Origin of the sequence: Enterococcus sp. SMC-9 (genome assembly GCF_021011285.1) — a bacterium.
GTDB classification, from domain to species: domain Bacteria; phylum Bacillota; class Bacilli; order Lactobacillales; family Enterococcaceae; genus Enterococcus_C; species Enterococcus_C montenegrensis.
Genome location: NZ_JAILYE010000004.1, coordinates 75244 through 92624 on the forward strand (window position 1 = coordinate 75244; position 17381 = coordinate 92624).

At 37.4% G+C, this 17381-nt stretch carries 13 protein-coding genes, 1 pseudogene and 1 riboswitch; of the genes and pseudogenes, 4 read left to right on the forward strand and 10 right to left on the reverse strand.

The annotated features are described in order from the left end of the window. Positions 1 to 120 precede the first annotated feature (120 nt). Positions 121 to 891, reverse strand: coding sequence for a putative ABC transporter permease (locus tag K4422_RS06945; RefSeq protein ID WP_230710484.1), 771 nt, complete (start codon positions 889 to 891; stop codon positions 121 to 123). Positions 892 to 1170: 279 nt separating this feature from the next. On the opposite strand from K4422_RS06945, the gene K4422_RS06950 reads away from it, so the two are divergent. Together K4422_RS06950 and K4422_RS06955 are read left to right on the forward strand one after the other, a co-directional pair. Further along, complete coding sequence (locus K4422_RS06950) at positions 1171 to 2925, forward strand: ABC transporter ATP-binding protein (RefSeq protein ID WP_230710086.1); 1755 nt, start codon at positions 1171 to 1173, stop codon at positions 2923 to 2925. Beyond that, positions 2915 to 4672: an ABC transporter ATP-binding protein gene (locus tag K4422_RS06955; RefSeq protein ID WP_230710091.1), complete on the forward strand. Its 1758-nt coding sequence runs from the start codon at positions 2915 to 2917 to the stop codon at positions 4670 to 4672. The genes K4422_RS06950 and K4422_RS06955 overlap by 11 nt, the downstream gene beginning before the upstream one ends. A gap of 54 nt (positions 4673 to 4726) precedes the next feature. Here the strand turns inward: K4422_RS06955 and K4422_RS06960 are convergent, their stop codons facing one another. The 6 genes from K4422_RS06960 to K4422_RS06985 form a co-directional block, all read right to left on the reverse strand. Further along, positions 4727 to 5899, reverse strand: a complete 1173-nt coding sequence (locus K4422_RS06960; RefSeq protein ID WP_230710093.1) for a glycoside hydrolase family 3 protein — start codon at positions 5897 to 5899, stop codon at positions 4727 to 4729. Between the two features lie 279 nt (positions 5900 to 6178). Then, complete coding sequence (locus tag K4422_RS06965; protein ID WP_230710095.1) at positions 6179 to 6706, reverse strand: folate family ECF transporter S component; 528 nt, start codon at positions 6704 to 6706, stop codon at positions 6179 to 6181. A gap of 39 nt (positions 6707 to 6745) precedes the next feature. Continuing rightward, positions 6746 to 6847: riboswitch (THF riboswitch) on the reverse strand. 571 nt (positions 6848 to 7418) lie between these two features. Continuing rightward, positions 7419 to 8042 (reverse strand): hypothetical protein, encoded by a 624-nt coding sequence (locus K4422_RS06970; protein WP_230710098.1) that lies wholly within the window; start codon positions 8040 to 8042, stop codon positions 7419 to 7421. Positions 8043 to 8377: 335 nt separating this feature from the next. Next, a complete protein-coding gene (gene rsmA / locus K4422_RS06975; RefSeq protein ID WP_230710099.1) occupies positions 8378 to 9265 on the reverse strand; it encodes a 16S rRNA (adenine(1518)-N(6)/adenine(1519)-N(6))-dimethyltransferase RsmA in 888 nt (295 codons plus the stop codon). Then, positions 9249 to 9842 (reverse strand): ribonuclease M5, encoded by a 594-nt coding sequence (gene rnmV / locus K4422_RS06980; protein WP_206902362.1) that lies wholly within the window; start codon positions 9840 to 9842, stop codon positions 9249 to 9251. The genes rsmA and rnmV overlap by 17 nt, the downstream gene beginning before the upstream one ends. Further along, on the reverse strand, positions 9839 to 10609 hold the full coding sequence (locus K4422_RS06985; protein WP_206902417.1) for a TatD family hydrolase: 771 nt from the start codon (positions 10607 to 10609) through the stop codon (positions 9839 to 9841). The genes rnmV and K4422_RS06985 overlap by 4 nt, the downstream gene beginning before the upstream one ends. Positions 10610 to 11169: 560 nt before the next feature. On the opposite strand from K4422_RS06985, the gene K4422_RS06990 reads away from it, so the two are divergent. Then, on the forward strand, positions 11170 to 11772 hold the full coding sequence (locus K4422_RS06990; protein WP_230710102.1) for a hypothetical protein: 603 nt from the start codon (positions 11170 to 11172) through the stop codon (positions 11770 to 11772). Positions 11773 to 11965: 193 nt separating this feature from the next. Beyond that, positions 11966 to 12817 (forward strand): annotated as a pseudogene (locus tag K4422_RS06995) (metallophosphoesterase); the annotation flags it as partial. A 345-nt stretch (positions 12818 to 13162) separates the two neighbouring features. Here K4422_RS06995 and yfcC read toward each other — a convergent pair. The 3 genes from yfcC to K4422_RS07010 form a co-directional block, all read right to left on the reverse strand. After that, positions 13163 to 14887 carry a putative basic amino acid antiporter YfcC gene (gene yfcC / locus K4422_RS07000; protein WP_230710105.1) on the reverse strand — a complete coding sequence of 575 codons (1725 nt, stop codon included), beginning with the start codon at positions 14885 to 14887 and terminating at the stop codon, positions 13163 to 13165. A gap of 384 nt (positions 14888 to 15271) precedes the next feature. Then, the gene (locus K4422_RS07005; RefSeq protein WP_206902358.1) at positions 15272 to 16300 is read right to left on the reverse strand and encodes a 3-deoxy-7-phosphoheptulonate synthase; all 1029 of its coding nucleotides are present in this window, start codon (positions 16298 to 16300) and stop codon (positions 15272 to 15274) included. Positions 16301 to 16671: 371 nt separating this feature from the next. Next, on the reverse strand, positions 16672 to 17349 hold the full coding sequence (locus K4422_RS07010; RefSeq protein WP_230710107.1) for a uroporphyrinogen-III synthase: 678 nt from the start codon (positions 17347 to 17349) through the stop codon (positions 16672 to 16674). Between the last annotated feature and the right edge of the window lie 32 nt (positions 17350 to 17381).

Sequence of the window (17381 nt, forward strand, 5' to 3'; positions counted from 1 at the left end):
CAGATGCTGTGAAGGTAAATCGAATTTAACCATTTCTTAAAAGTTTTTAGCAACGAAAAAGCGAGGAAAATACTAGCTTCTCCTCGCTTACATTTTTCGTAATATTTTCGTAACATAAAGCTAATTTTTTTTACGATTTGCCACGTAATGCCGGACATCTTCTAAACTTTTTACATTGTCTAATTTCAACCCTTTAAAGTTTTTTAACAGTCTTCTTTGGTGGAAATTCAAGCGGGGAAAGGCATTTTCCGCTTCAGGATGCTCTTTAAAGTATTGGGATAAGGCCAGGCGCTGCTGTACCGTATCTTTTTTTGTGTCAAAGCTGTCTTTTAATTCTTCTTTACGCTGATCTAACTCTAAGGCAATTTTTTTGGTCATACTTTGGAATGAAGCTAAGTTTGCTAAGGTATAGCCTAAATCAAACATCATCACACCAATTAAGACAACCGGTAGATAAAAACCAAAATGTGCCGCTAGCCAATTAACGCCGAGCATGACTTGGGGCTGAACTACTTTTACAATCAATACACATCCAACGCCCCAAAATAAAGAGACAGGAATTGCCACCCGACCATTAATATTTAACGGTACATCATGATAGTCCCACCATGAAGCATGGAACAATTTTTCTAATCCGTAACTGGTGACATACTCTAAAATTGTCACCAGCACCGCTGCGAAGATATATAATAGTAGTAAATTATCATGAAACGGTCGTAAAAAGTACAAAACCATTAAAATACCAAACCCGTAAATTGGGGTTATCGGCCCCATTAAAAAGCCGCGATAGACAAATTTTTTGGCCTTAAGCGAACAAAATATCGTTTCCCATAACCAGCCGATAAAAGAATAACAAAAAAATAATAATACCACTGTAATAAATTCGTTCATTTCTTCACCTCTACTCATTTTCATTGGTAATTACCCTCATTGTACCAAACTTCGCCAGCTTTTCTAAAACTAAAGGGCCTGCCTTTTCTCAATATCTATCCTAGGTTACAATAATAAACATAAATTGAATTTTGAAAGTGGGAATACTTTTTTGTTTTTGTTAATTATCAGCTTATACTTCCAATTTTTTTCTAACAATTAGTGGTATCATCCCGCCTGATTCTATTTTTTAATTATTATTTTATAGCAATCATTTACAAAAAGAATAGGAGTTTATCCATGTTTAAGTTATTAGTTTATGCAAAAAAATACCGCAAACAAATTATTCTGGGTCCTTTTTTCAAATTTTTAGAAGCCGTTTTTGAATTAATTTTGCCCTTACTAATGGCACAGTTAGTGGATATGGGCATTCGCGAAAATGATAGCCAGGTTGTCTGGCAAATGACGGGTTGGATGGTTTTGATGTCGGTAGTTGGATTGCTATGTGCCGTGATTTGCCAATATTATGCCTCTGTGGCTTCCCAAAATTTTGGAACAGAGCTGCGCAATCAGGTTATGAAAAAAATTAATAGTTTTTCCCACGCCGAATTGAATTTATTTGGTACAGATACACTAATCACGCGCATGACAAGTGATATTAATCAGTTGCAACTGGCCTTAGCGATGCTCATTCGCTTGGTGGTACGGGCACCTTTTTTAAGTATCGGCGCAGTTATTATGGCTTTTACCATTGACTGCCAGGCTGGAATCATCTTTTTGGTGACATTGCCACTATTTTGTTTAATATTATTTTTTATCATTAAAACCACTGTCCCCCTCTATCAAAAAGTACAACAAAAACTAGACGTCTTAAATGAACTTGTGAACCAAAATCTAAGTGGCGTGCGGGTTATTCGCGCTTTTTCGCGACGTAACACTGAAATCACGCGCTTTTCAAACCGTACAGATGAGCTTTCCAGTGTTTATGTACGGGTAACAAATATTTCAGCTCTTCTGACACCGGCGACCACCTTGATTATGAATATTGGAATTTTAGCTCTCTTTTATTTAGGCGGCTTTAAAGTAAACACTGGCCACTTGGCACCGGGACAAATTTTAGCCTTAGTAAATTACATGAATCAGATGCTCTTGGCTTTAATTGTCGTATCAAATTTGGTTATCATTTTTACACGTGCGGCCGCTTCTGCTAACCGCGTAAACGAAGTATTGGAAACCAAACCCAGTATCACTAAATTTAGTGATACTAAAGCAGGTAATCCTCCAATTGCAGGAGATTCTTCTTTAAGCAGTAAAAAAGGCGCGATTGCTTTTCAACAAGTTGCTTTTCGCTTTGCTCCTGAATTTGGACTGGTTCTAGAAAATATTGATTTTAAAGTAGCTGCTGGAACAACGCTTGGTATTATCGGCCCCACCGGTAGTGGCAAGTCAACTTTATCTCAGCTTATTCCGCGTTTTTATGACGTCACAGCCGGCAGTGTTACCATTGACGGGCGCGATGTGCGCAAGTGGTCTTTAACAAAATTGCGCAGTGAAATTGCTATGGTCCCCCAAACAGCAGTTTTATTCAGCGGGACGATCAAAGAAAATCTACAATGGGGCAAAAAAGACGCCACCGACCAAGAGTGCTGGGCCGCCCTTGAATTAGCGCAAGCCAAAGAATTCGTAACCGCATTACCTAAAGGCTTACAAACTCCAATTTTTGAAGGAGGTAAGAACTTTTCAGGCGGGCAAAAGCAACGATTGACGATTGCGCGAGCTGTGATTGCAAAACCACGTATTTTAATCTTAGATGATTCTCTTAGCGCGCTGGATTACAAAACTGATTTAAATTTACGACAGGCGCTCCAAAATAAATTAGACGGTACTTTAATTATCATTTCTCAACGGGTACGCTCTATTCAAGATGCCCAGCAAATTTTAGTTTTAGATGCTGGCAAACAAGTCGGCCTAGGCAGACATGAAGAGTTATTAGTGAATTGCCCAGAATATCAAGCCATTGTTGCTTCACAAGCGGAGGTGTCCCATGAAGCCTAAAAAAATTGACTGGTCTGTTTTAAAACGCTATCTTCCATACTTATCAGCCTTCAAAAAAGAAATTAGTGGGGCAATTATTTTAGGTATTGCCTCAGGCGGGACCAGTGTCTATATTACTTATCAAATTGGTCAAGCAGTCGATCAAATGTTAGGGAAAAACGAAGTGAATTTTAGTGCTTTGTATCATATTCTTTTACTCTTTGCCAGCGTTGTTTTCATTACCGTCATTAGCCAACTTTTCATTCAACGTCTGTCTAACAAAATTGCTTATTTTTCCGCCGGACAATTACGTAAAGATGCTTTTACGCATTTAAACAAACTTCCGTTGAGTTATTACGATCAAACACCCCATGGAAATATCGTGAGTCGTTTCACTAATGATATGGACAATATTGCGATTGCCGCGGCGGCTGTTTTCAATCAGCTTTTCTCAGGCGTTTCCATTGTGTTAATTGCGCTAGTTGTAATGTTACGTTTAAGCATTGTTTTGACAATTGTTGTTTTAGTCGCCACACCTATTATATTTTTCGTTAGTTGGCTGGTTGCGACATACTCGCAAGCTAATTTTGCCCGCCAACAAGAAATCGTGGGGGAAATTTCCGGTTTTGTCACAGAAATGGTAGGAAATCAAAAAATCGTGAAAGCCTTCCAGCAAGAAGACGTCAATCAACAAAAGTTTGAAGCCATTAACCAAGAATTAAATGTACGGGGCCAAAAAGCACAATTTTCTTCTTCTTTAACAAACCCCATGTCACGTTTTGTCGATCATTTAGCCTATTTGGCGGTCGGTTTTGTAGGTGGTCTATTAGTTTTAAATGGTAGTCAGTTGGTGACAATTGGTGTCATTTCCAGCTTTACAATTTACGCGAGTCAGTTTACCAAACCATTTATTGAACTTTCTGGAATTACAACTCAAATTCAAACGGCCATTGCCGGTTTAAACCGGACTTTTGAAATTTTAGATCAAAAAATTGAAACACCTGACGCTCCTGACGCAATTACTTTAAAAAACGTCAAAGGTGCTGTTCGTTTTTCTCAAGTGGATTTTAGCTATACGAAAGATCAACCGCTAATTCACGATTTCAACTTTGAGGCCGCTCCTGGTGAAACGGTCGCCATCGTAGGAAAAACCGGTGCTGGTAAATCCACACTGGTTAACTTATTAATGCGCTTTTATGAAGTGGATCACGGAAAAATAACGTTAGATGGTTATGATATTCGTCATTTGACTCGGGATAGTTTACGACAAAGTTTCGGTATGGTATTACAAGATACGTGGCTTTTTGATGCAAGCTTACGGGAAAACCTCACTTATGGTAATCCCAAGGCAGAAGATGAATTGATTTATGAAGCATTAAAGAAAACTTATATGTATGATTATGTCGCGCGTCTGCCACAAAAGCTCGATACGGTTATTGGAACAAGTGGTGTGAAAATTTCCGATGGTCAACGCCAATTGTTAACCATTGCCCGGACAATGATTTCCAAACCGCATCTTTTAATCTTGGATGAGGCAACAAGTTCTGTCGATACTTTAACGGAACGAAAAATTCAGGCAGCTTTTTTAGCCATGATGAAAGGAAAAACCAGTTTCGTAATTGCTCACCGCCTTGCTACTATCCAAGCTGCTGATAAAATTCTTGTAATGGATCACGGTCAAATTGTTGAACAAGGTACTCATGAAAGTTTACTAAAAAATAATGGCTATTACGCTGAACTTTATCACGCACAATTTGAACAATCCTAAAATAATAAAAACTGGCACACCTACATTTTTTTGAAGGTAGCTGTGCCAATTTTTTTATGAGATTAGTCCTAAATTTTTCTTCCAGGTTAATACCCGCATAACGGCAGTATCCAACGCCTCTTCGGAATATTCCCCACTTTTAACAGCAGTTAATATTCTTGGAATTTGTACTTGATAGCTAGAGGACATGATTAAATCATTGCCTGCTTTTAGAGCAGCAAGTCCAGCATCCGCTTGGGAAATAAAATCTGCTAGTCCGGCCATATCCATATCATCAGTCATAATCACACCGTCAAAACGTAATTCATTTCGTAAAACATCATGAACTGCCTTTGAAATTGAAGCGGGCTTGGTTTTATCAATCCCATCAATAATATTATGGGAAACTAGCACACTATCTGCTCCAGCTTTAATTCCAGCTTTAAAGGGCTTAAAATCAGTCTCACGCAATTCTTTTAAGCTTCTTGTATCACGGACAATTTCCACATGGGAATCACGATTATTCCCATAACCGGGAAAATGTTTTAACGTCGAACCACTTTTTTCTCCCTTAAGCGCCTTTACCACGGTCTCGACATACTCACTTGTTCCCTGTGCATCTAGCCCAATCGTCCGATCATAAATAAAAGCATTCGGATCTGTCGCCACGTCAGCAATAGGAAATAGTCCTGCATTAATGCCAAAGTCGTGCAAAACTTTTGCCTTATTAATTGTATCTGACTTGATCGCTGCAAAACCACCAGCGGCATAAAGTGCTTGGGGTGAGGCGAAAGGTTCAGCGACTAAATTAGCATTCTGACTTACCCGCGTGACGGTACCTCCTTCTTCATCTGACCCAATTAACAATGGTATTTTGCTAGCAGCTTGATAACTTGCAATTTTTTGTGTCAGACTTGTTTGGCTTTCATTTTCCATATCGCGGCCAAAAAGAACATAACCACCTAAATGATAGGTTGTTATATCTTCTACCTGATTGACTTCTGGCACGCGAACGAAAAATAATTGCCCTACTTTTTCTTCCAAGGTCATATTTGCCACTACTTCTTTTATCGGGTCTTTTTTCTCACTACTAGAAGTTGTTGCAACACTTTCATCCACAGCTGTAGAACTAACGGAAGTTTTCTCATTTGTTTGATAATTTGTAAAACCAAAGAATAAATTCAAAATAAAAAAACCACCTAATACTAAAATAATTGCAACTAAAAGAATGATCAAAAATCGTTTCATAATTTCCTCCAAAGGATACGTATAATGTCATCTTTCATTTTAACATGTTAGCGAAAAATTTTTGGTGAAATATGCACAAAATCTTCGTTTCATCTTCTTTTTTATCCTTAGCAGTAAATCTTGGTAGCAATAAGGAGAGTATATTTGTAAGATGACGTGTTGCATTGACAATGCTTAAACGATTTTGCTTTAGTAGCATTTATAACCATCAAAAAAACTGTAAAACTAGAAAATTTACTAGTCTTACAGTCTGCGCCCTGGGATGGAGGACGTTAGTGATTAATTTGAGTGTAGTTTTTTTGCCAAACGTTGATAAGGTAACGCTCGGCCTACGATATAGATAATCATCGTTTCTAAAGGAATCATGATCACCGCTTTAATCAAGCGGGTTGTCCATAATCCCGGATTAGTTAAATCCATGCCGTACATCAAAGATAACCACAGTGGTGTTAAGCAAAAACTAAAGACCACGGTGTTAACTAAGACACACAGAAAAGAATTTTTTAACGTAATTTCTTTTTTGTAAAAGAAAAAACCATAAATAAGTCCACCTAAAAAGGCATTAAACGTAAAGCCAATAAAAAATGGGGACTTAGCCAATAAAGTATTTCCGATAACATCGGCGACTACTGCCCCAACCCCAGTCCAAAATGGACCAAATAAAGTTGCCATCACCACTTCTGGTACAAAGCTAAAAGTGATTTTTAATAATTGGGTTTCAAACCCGAAAACTTGCGATAAAACAACCATCAAAGCAATTAACATTGCCATGACCGCAATCTTATAGGCATCTAGTTTTCTTTTCATAACTCAGCATCTCCTTAATAGAGCTGCCGCATAAAATAATGCAGCGAATGCGAAAATAAAACCGCGAATTGCATGCAATCCTTCGTCCCAAGGGCAACATCCCATCCCTCAGACACTTAACGCTTTATTTCCTACTCTGTCATATTTGAGGTTTAAAAACCTCGCCTAAAATATAGCACGAATAAATTGCTACAACAAGCTAACGAGCTTTTGTGCTTAAAATTTTATAACGAACGTTAGGAATCTAACCGCTTGCAGTATTAAAAACTGAGAGCACTGGGGCAACTCTTTCGCAATAAGACAAAATCTTGATAAATTGCTTCTCAAATTTCTCAAGATTTAGGCTTATTGTCACTAAGAGTTAGTGCGTAAAGTTAGATATTTAAAAGCTGAATAAACTGCCCTCAGCTCGTAAAAAATAAATAATAAATTTCCGGAAATTGTTCCTCAAATTTTTGGAAATTTTGTTTTATTTCTTGACGTGCTAGTTTATGAAGCTAGATATTTAAAAACTGAGAGCACTGGGGCAACTCTTTCGCAATAAGACAAAATCTTGATAAATTGCTTCTCAAATTTATCAAGATTTGGGCTTATTGTCGCTAAGAGTTAGTGCGTAAAGTTAGATATTTAAAAGCTGAATAACTTGCCCTCAGCTTACAAAAAAATAAAAAAATCCTGCCGTAAGTTTACGGCAGGAAAATATTTTTAGCTATTATCGGGCAGTTTTCACATTGCCAGTAACTTCTTTTTGTAATTTCAGAGCTTTGGTAAAGACCGGAATGTCAAAGTGTTTACTTAATGTACCCGCAACAAAGTACGCAATATTGTAATCCACCAAACTGTGAATTACGCCACCAAATCCTAATAAGACAAAGTAGAAGTAAAAGACACCCCCATCATAGGTTCCTGGTGTACCCAAATTAATCATGTTAAAAGCTAAAACGACCACCACTTCTGCTGCCGCATGAATTAAACCTAAAACGACGTTATACATTTGAAAACGGACATTGGCTAAAGTAAACTGGCCATTTTGCAACACGATTTGAGGATTTTTTTGCAGATATAATGCCCCAATTGTAGCAAAAATTACATGAGTTAAGGCTCGTAATGCAATTACAACAGGTAACCCAGAAACTAAAAACCCAAAAGTTGTTCCCAACGCAACTGCAATCGCTACAGCTGGGGAAAAGAACATCGCAATAAATAATGGCACATGGCTAGCTAATGTAAAAGATGCTGGTCCAATCACAATTTTAGGCATCACCATTGGAATCATGATCCCAAGGCCAATTAGTAAAGCAGCAATCGTTAAATGACGCACAGAATTATTTCTCATTTTTTCCTCCTCAAAAAACTCTAACATTTATTTTTTCGTACTCAACCAACGTGTCAAGACACTTAAGTCTTTTTCATTTTAGTGGTATTTATTTTAAGTGTCAAGACATATATTTTGTTTTTGCGAAAAGAGTCTGAAAAATTTCACTTATTTTTTAAATGCAGTTAAATTCAGGTGATAGTTATGTACGCCTTTATTAAAAATCTCCTCAAAAAAAGACCACTGCTCTATTCTATTATCTTTATTTTTTCGCTAAACAAAATCAGAGGCTACGACAATTTTTCTGTCATAACCTCTGATTAAGATACATTTATTCTAATTTCAAATTTTGTTTTTTATTTACTGATTGTCATCATGGCATTGCTTAAAGCTGCAAATTCAGCTAACGATAATGTTTCCCCACGGCGTTTTGGATCAATGGCTGCACTCTCTAAGCTTTTTGTCAACCAAGCTTTGGTGGCATCATCTTTTCCATAAGCGTGCAGTAAGTTATTCCATAATGTCTTACGGCGCAATTGAAAAGCAGCCTTCGTTAATTTGAAAAATTCTTTTTCGCTAATAACCTCTACTGCTGGTTGACTGCGACGTGTTAATTTTAAAATTGCGGAATCAACATTTGGTTGTGGTACAAAGACGGTTTTGGGAACGATGAAGGCTAATTTGGCTTCCATAAAGTATTGCACCGCAATCGATAAAGAACCATAGGCTTTTGTGCCCGGCTCAGCTGAGATACGATCTGCCACTTCTTTTTGCATCATCACGACCATTTCAGCTACAGGTAAATCACTTTCCAAAAAGTGCATCATAATTGGCGTCGTAATGTAATAAGGTAAATTTGCGACAACTTTTAGTGGCAGCGAATTATCCGTAAAGTTTTCTGCTGTCAATTTCAGCAAGTCCGCTTTTAAAACATCTTGGTGAATGACGTTAACATTTTTATAGGTATGCAAGGTATCTGCTAAAACCGGAATTAGTCGCTCATCAATTTCAAAAGCTAAAACTTCTTTGGCAGACTTGGCTAATTGCTCTGTCAAAGCCCCAATCCCAGGTCCTACTTCAATGACGTTTGTCCGATCGTCAATTTCAGCAGTGGCAACAATTTTTCTTAAAATATTTGGTTCCGTTAAAAAATTTTGGCCTAAACTTTTTTTAAAGGTAAAGCCGTGTTTTTGTAAAATTTCTTTGGTCTTCGATGGTGTTGCAATATCACGTGTGTCTTTCAAGGTCGTCCTCCAGCTCTTTTTTGATTTCTAGCATCGCTGTGTCTAATTCTGCGGCGGTAATGCGAAACATCGCCAGCCGTTTGGTTAATTGTTTACTGTTTGTATAGCCAATTCGTAATTTATCACCGAGTTTTTCCCGTAATAATTTGGCAGAAGCTCCCGCTATTAAACCATAGTCTATTAAACTTTGTCTACTGATTAATGGAATTTCTTCACTTGTAGTTACAGGCGTCACAACTTTTTTTAACGCCTCCAAAATTGCGGCATCACTCGCATGTTCTACTCCTAAAGAACCATGACTGCGATTAGGTGTCGCTTCTTTGCGTGGTAAAAAAGCATGCTTGGCAGCTGGCACGACTTCCATAATCGTTTTGCGAATTTTCTCACCGGAAAAATCTGGGTCCGTGAAAATAATGACTCCGCGTGTTTCTTGGGCATGTTCAATCTGGGTTAAAATGTCCTCATTGATGGCCGAGCCAATCGTTTCAATGGTGTCTGCTTTGACAACTTCTTGCAGGCGTCTTGTATCGTCTTTTCCTTCAACGACAATAATCTCTTCAATGACTGGCTTTTTCATCGATTAATTCCAAAGAGGCGATGGGCATTAGCCCGAGTAAGTGCTGCGACTTCTTCAAAGGGCATTTCTCGCAGTTCTGCAATTTTTTCTACGACATAACGGGTATAGCCCGGTTCATTGCGTTTACCCCGATAAGGTACCGGTGCTAAATAAGGCGCATCCGTTTCGACCAAAAGACGATCAAGGGGTACAACCGTTGCCGCTTCTTGCACATCAAGCGCCTTTTTGAACGTCACGACACCACTGAAGGAAACATGCATTCCCAGATCCAAAAAGCGTTTTGCCCACTCGCCACTACCGCTGAAACTATGCATAATCCCGCCGATGTCTGCTATTTTTTCATCTTTTAAAATACGATACGTGTCTTCAATGGCGTCCCGGGTATGAATGCTGATTGGTAAATGCATTTCTCTGGCGATGGCAATTTGGCGGCGAAAGATTCTTTCTTGCACTTCTTTTGGATCTTCCATCCAATAATAATCCAATCCAATTTCCCCTAAAGCTACCACTTTAGGTAAGGTTAGCTGTGTTTGCAATTTTTCTTCAATTTCTTTTGTATAGCTACCTGCCTCAGTTGGATGCCAGCCAATAATGCTATATATGTCAGTATATTCTTGACTTAAAGCTAAGCTTTTGTCGATTGTTGGCGTATCAAATCCCACGACTGCCATTTCAGTGACGCCAAGTTCTTTGGCTCGTTGAATCGTTTCTGGGATATCTTCATTAAATTGTTCGGCATTTAAGTGTGTATGAGAATCAAAAATCATCAAGTTCACATCCTTCATTAATATCATTTCGTAATCATTTCGTAACATTACGCTAAACAAACACAAGTGGTGACAGTCTACTGTAAAAATTTTCCACTTGTTGTCGTCATTTCATTAGTAACTTTAGCACAAAACCGCTTGTGTCTAAAGTAAAGGCCCCGCAAAAAATGACTTTTGTAAAAATTTAGTTTACTCGGCTGAAAAGAAAAAAATCTCCCACACCACAAAAGATTAAGTAAATGCCCACAATTCTTAAAATAGGGATAAAATGACTGGCCAATCTTCTGTTTTTAGCAATTCCATCTTTTTAGTAGGAGCGATTGCAACATTGTCTCCTGCAATAAATCCGTCTTTGGTCCGATTTATAATTCTCCTTACTCTTTATAATTAAAGTAGCTTTTTTATTAGAAATTAAGCTTACCAAAAATGATTTTCCCGCTTCACAAGTTAACAAACAAAGGTATCGTAAAAATCATTTCATCGGTTTTTTTTCACTTACAACCTTGCTTTAAGCACTCTCTTACACCAACGTTTGATCGTTTATATAAAGGAGTTAAAACATGGAAAATTTCAACCATAAGTATCCGCAGTTGGCACAATATCTGCGCCAAAAGTATAAAAAAAATACCAAAGATCAAGTTTTGACTTGGAGCCATTTTGCTATTTTAGCTTTATTTGGTCTCTTATTAAAATTTAGTTTTACTGGACAACTGCTGTTAATTTTTAGCTTTATCGCCATTGCAGCACTTGTTAAAGGCCCCCTGATGCTTTTATATAGTTCAATTTATCTCTTTTTAACAAGTTTATTTCCGCCACTAGGAATTCTCTTATCGACTGTTTTATTCGTTTTATCCTTCCTAGAATTAAAACGCAATTGGCAGTTGAACCTCACCGCTTTTTTCTTTTACGAACTGCCGTTACTTACGACGCTCTTATTAACGTTTGATTTTGGCAATCCTTTTTGGTTAAAAAATAGTTTGTTACTAATCGGGATAATTACGCTTCATTTCCTATTGCAAAACCTCTATCGTCAAGATTTCACAAGTTGGTCCCTAATGTGGTTTCTCATTGCCGCACCTTATGAAATGTTGTTATTTATCATTCCAAAAAAGAACAGCCGTTTGCGTCACAATCCTTCAAAAAAACTCCGAAAATTAAAGTGAGGCTGTGCTTTTTTAGATTTCAAATCATTTCAAGCGTCTCCTGTCAACGTTTCGGAGACGTTTATTTTATTTGTAACAAAAACGAAATAATTTTCATCTAAATTTAGCAAAATCTTATCTGATGTTCGATTGCTTTTTCTCAAACTATCTTATATTCTATACTAGTTAGCAGAATTTTAAAGGGGGCCGTTTTGTGCAGTTAATTCTAGGTATCATCGCTATTTTACTAGTATTTTCAATTTATGCATTTTTCATTGAACCTAGCAGGCTCAAACAACGGCATTACCTCATTCGCAAAAATAAACAACGGGTATTGGATATTTCAGATGCTTATGACATGTTCGCCCATGAAGGCGATGTAACAATTGCTCATATTAGCGATCTTCACTTTTCTCGCTGGTTCAAGCCACGCAAAATGAATAAAATCATTCGTTCTGTCATGGAGATGCAACCAGATATCATTGTTTTTACAGGTGACTTAATTGATGATTATAAGCATTGGCCAAAAAAACAAACCGATCGCTTAATTGAAAAATTAAAACGTCTAAAAGCTCCGATGGGAAAAATTGCAGTATTAGGCAATCATGATTACAAGCACGGTGGCCAATACTTTGTCAAAGAAGTATTAAAAGAAGCTGGTTTTACTACCTTAGTTAATGAAGAAGTTTTTGGTTCTGATGCGAAGATTTCCATGAATATCGTCGGAATTGATGATTTAAGTGGTGGGAAACCCAACTATAATTTTGAATCAACATTAGCTGAATGGCATATTTTATTAGCCCACCAGCCTGATCAAATTGATGCTATTAATAATTTGGAACAATACGATTTGGTTTTATCTGGTCACAGTCATGGTGGTCAAATCCGACTACCGTATTTATACATCAAAACAGAAGGCGCAAAGCACTATACTGACAGCCTGTACTTACCAACGAAAAATACAATTTTATCTGTGAACACCGGTATTGGCACCACAATGATCCCTGCTCGTGTTGGTGTGCCACCAGAAATTGTTTATTATCATCTTTCCAATAAACGCCAAATCTTTGAAAATTTTGATGGCAATTTTAATTTTGAAAAACAAATTACGGTCGAAAAAAATGAAGTTGTGCAACAAGAAGAAAAAAATGACTATCTTACACCCGACAGGACAACTGTTCCACAAGAGCCAGCTGAAACACCGACTGATACCCCAGCCGAAAAAAAGACGGATAAAACCGATAAAGTAGTGGATATCAACTTATTCCGCCGTCGTTATAAAAATAAAAAAATTATCTAATACAAAACAATACGACTTTCAAAATTTGATTTTGAAAGTCGTATTGTTTATCCTATCCATTCTACCCTACAACAAAAAAACTCCCTCTAAAAAGAGGAAGTTAATTGCGTGCTATTGTAGACCAATTGCAATTGCGATCACGATGAAAATTGACCCTAATACAAAGAAGAAACCTTGCATCTTGATTTGGAATTTCGCCCATTTGGCCCATTCAATATGTGCGACACCTAAAACCCCAATTAAACTTGCTGAAACTGGTGTGAAGGCATCAACAAACCCTGCACCTAATTGATAAGCTAAAACTGCAACTTGGCGAGAAACGCCCACAAGGTCAGCCAATGGCGCCATAATTGGCATTGTTAAAGCTGCTTGTCCTGAATTTGATGTTACGACTAAGTTGAATAAACTTTGGAAAACATACATTGCCCAAGCACCAACCATCGCTGGAACACCGCTTAATAAACCGCCTACGCCGTGTAACATTGTGTTTAATGCAGATGGCATGTTCGCATCAGAACCACCTAAGACAAGTAGAATTCCTTTTGCCATCCCTACAACGATCGCTGTGCCGGCTAAATCAGCCGCACCGCTTTGGAAACTTTTGGCAATATCATTCCAACCCATTTCGTCCAGTTTGAACAATACTGCAATAATACCGGCAACTAAGCCCATTACAAAGAATTGAGATGCAATTTCAGGAATATAATATCCTTCTTGGGTTACTCCCCAAACGATCCAAATTAAAACAACTAACATTTCCAACAAAATTAATTTGTGACCTAATAAGAAAGGTTTCTTTTCATCTGTCGTTTTTTGAATTTGATCACGGAAATGTGCATCTGATTCATAAACTTCTGATTTCATTGGATTTTTACGAATACGTTCTGCATATAATGATAAGTAAAGTGCAGAAAGTGCGGTAATAACAAACCACATAACTAAACGGAAGGTTGCACCAGATAAGACTGGAATTCCGGCAATCCCTTGGGCAACTGCCACACTAAATGGACTCATCCAAGAAGCGGCATTCCCCACCTGCGAGGCAACATAAGTCACGGTGACCGCCACAATAGAGTCATACCCTAGCGCTATGACAAAAGGCACCATCACCATTGAAAACGGAATAACTTCTTCGGCCATCCCAAAAGTGGCACCACCAAAAGAAAAGGCAAAGAATAATAACGGAATCGCTAGCCGCTCTAGACCACGCGTTTTGGAAATAAAGGCAAAAATACCAGCATCAATCGCGCCTGTACGCATAATAATCCCAAAGGCACCACCGACGACGAGAATTAAAGCAACAATCCCAACAGCTGAACCGTACTTGTCACCAGAAACTAATCCTTCAAAAACAAAGTTCAAGAAACCAAAACCATTAAAATCATCGGTTCCCCAAATCTTAGCTGTCTTGTGAAGCTTTTCTGACTTATCATAAATTTTGTCACCGTATAATTTATACAGCGCATCATCGGTCAGATTAATGCCATCTAGTGTTTCTTGAGAAAGTTTACTTTCCCCGTCTTTTATGACACCTTCAACATCTTCTTTGGCAATATCTAATTTTTCTAATTCATTTTGATTGCCCGCTAAATCTTCTAGTTTATCAAAGACAAACTCTTTATTTAACGGATAATCATAGCGGAAGGTATCTTGCTCCAAGACCGTCCGTGTTGCTACTTCCCCATTGGCATCTTTGTACTCAACTTCAGTGGTAGAAAACTTACCTGCTGGTACAATAAACGTCAATAGCCACGCCGCGATAACAACCATAAAAATAATGACATAAGTATGGGGCGTACGCATTTTTGTTAAATCACGTTTTTTCTTGTTCTTCATATCTCTATCCTCTCTTTATACGATAACAATATTATAAGTTATTCTAGTCAAAAATCATACGTTTCTTTTGTAATTTTTTTTAGATAAGCTGAATAATTATTGAAATTCCTTTTACAGCAATACCTTGATAGAACGCGATTTTAAAAGTTTTTAATTTCTGAAAATTCAAATTATTACCGCTAACAATGATGCTTTTTTCTTATTTTAACTAATTGGGTAAGGTTATCTTATACAAAATAAATGATAGCTATAAAATAATAATAAAAAATTAAGGGGTGATAATTCCCACCTTTTTAGGCAATAGAATAACCCAAGATAAATTTTATTTTTTATCTTGGGTTATTTTATTGCCTGTTTCCTGCATCAATTTGTTACTTCAAAAATTTATTCGGCATGTTTTGCAATGTAGCGAACTAGCTCTTCTGTTTTTTCCCAGCCGAGACAAGGATCGGTGATCGATTGACCGAAAACGGTTCCATCCGGTTCTTGACGACCATCTTCTATAAAACTTTCAATCATAAAGCCACGAACCATTTTTTTAATTTTTTGATTGTACTTGCGGTTTTCTAAGGTTTCTTTGACAATTCGAATTTGTTCGAAATACTGTTTACCAGAATTATCATGATTGGTGTCCACTACCACAAAAGGATTTTTAAAGTTTCCAGCTTCATAACGATTTGTAACTTCGATTAAATCTTCATAGTGATAATTGGGAATATTTTTCCCTACTTCATTTAGTCCCCCTCGTAAAACAACGTGGGCTAATGGGTTAGAAGAAGACTCCACTTCTGCACCATTATAAATGAACTCTTGTTTTTGTTGCGCAGCATATAGTGAATTGAATAGAACGGTTAAATTCCCACTCGTAGGATTTTTCATCCCCGTTGGCTGATTGATACCACTGGCCACAAAACGATGTTGCTGATCTTCTACAGAGCGGGCACCAACTGCAATATAACTTACCAAGTCTTCAACGAACTCTAAATTTTCAGGGTAAAGCATTTCATCAGCAGTCGTTAAACCTGTTTCAGTTAAAACACGTTTGTGTAATTTACGTACGGAAACAATCCCCCGAATTAAATTACTTTCTCCATTGGGATTTTGCTGATGCAACAGGCCTTTGTAGCCATCGCCATTGGTTCGCGGCTTATTCGTGTAAATGCGTGGTACCATGAATACTTTATCAGCGACTTCTGCTTGTAATTTTGCTAAACGATGTACATATTCCATCACAGCTTCTTCTTCATGGGCTGAACACGGACCAATGATTAATAAAATACGTTGATCTTCACCGGTAATAATTTTTTCTAATTCCAAATCACGTGCTTTTTTTTGCGCCGCCTCTGCTTCTGATAATTTTGCTAATGACTTTACTGACTCTGCGTTAATTTTTTTACTGATTGCTTTAAACATGTCCTTTTACCCCTTTATTTTAAGATTTAAATACAAAGAAAAAGACCTCATCCTTTCAATTTGAAAGGACGGGTCTTGAAATAGACTCGTGTTACCACCTTTTTTTATAGTCTGCTTGCGCAAAACTACCTCATTAGGTACAAAAATACTTATACCCTGGCAAATTTAACGAAGGCACACCATCCGTCGCAGCCTACTTGATTCGGTGCGAAGTTCAAAGAGGAATTCAGTAAAAATAATTGCGCGCCTCTCAATTACCGGCAACTTCCTGTCTTCTTATTTTTACTTACTATTTCTTGTCATCACTTTTATTTATTGCATTTATTGTATACAGCTATTTTTTAATTGTCAAGAAAATTCTAACAATTATTTTAATCAATCTTTTCTACGTCACTTTTCAATCGTGCAGTATACCCGGCTTTTTCAATTGCTTTTTTTGTTGTTTCGCCAATAGCAACAAACTGTAACGGCAAAGCCGAATAATTTTTATAAACCTTAATAAAACGTCTCCAAGCAGAAGGACTCGTAAAATATACGGCGGTGATTTTTTTTGTCTCCAACACCTTTTCTAACTTTTTTTGACTCGTCAGTGGAAAAAGGTTGTCATACGCAATAAAACTCTGTACCTCGTAATTTGCCAGCATCTGTTCCACATTATTATCTGCCAATTGACTTTTCGGATATAAAATACGTGTTTTTTTAGGGTAGGCTTTTTGCCAAGTCGTTAACAGCATTTCCTTTGTCTCTTTGGGACTAATAAAAGTAGGGGTAAAACCTGCATTTATCACTGCTTGGGCAGTTTTTTGTCCAATTACAGCGATTTTCACACTAGATTGGGCATGTCTTAAAATACTTTCAACCGGGACTTGACTTGTAAAAAAAAGCCACTGGGTTTCTTTAATTTCTGCAATTTCGTTAGCGGATAATTTTCGTAAGGAAATTGCAGTTAAAGGTAAAATTTGCGTCTGATAACCCCTGGCTATAAAAAAAGCTTGATCCACTTCATTTAAACCAGCTAAACGTGTTAGCAAAATGCACGCTTTTTTCATGATGTTTCCTTTCTAAAATAAATACCCAAACC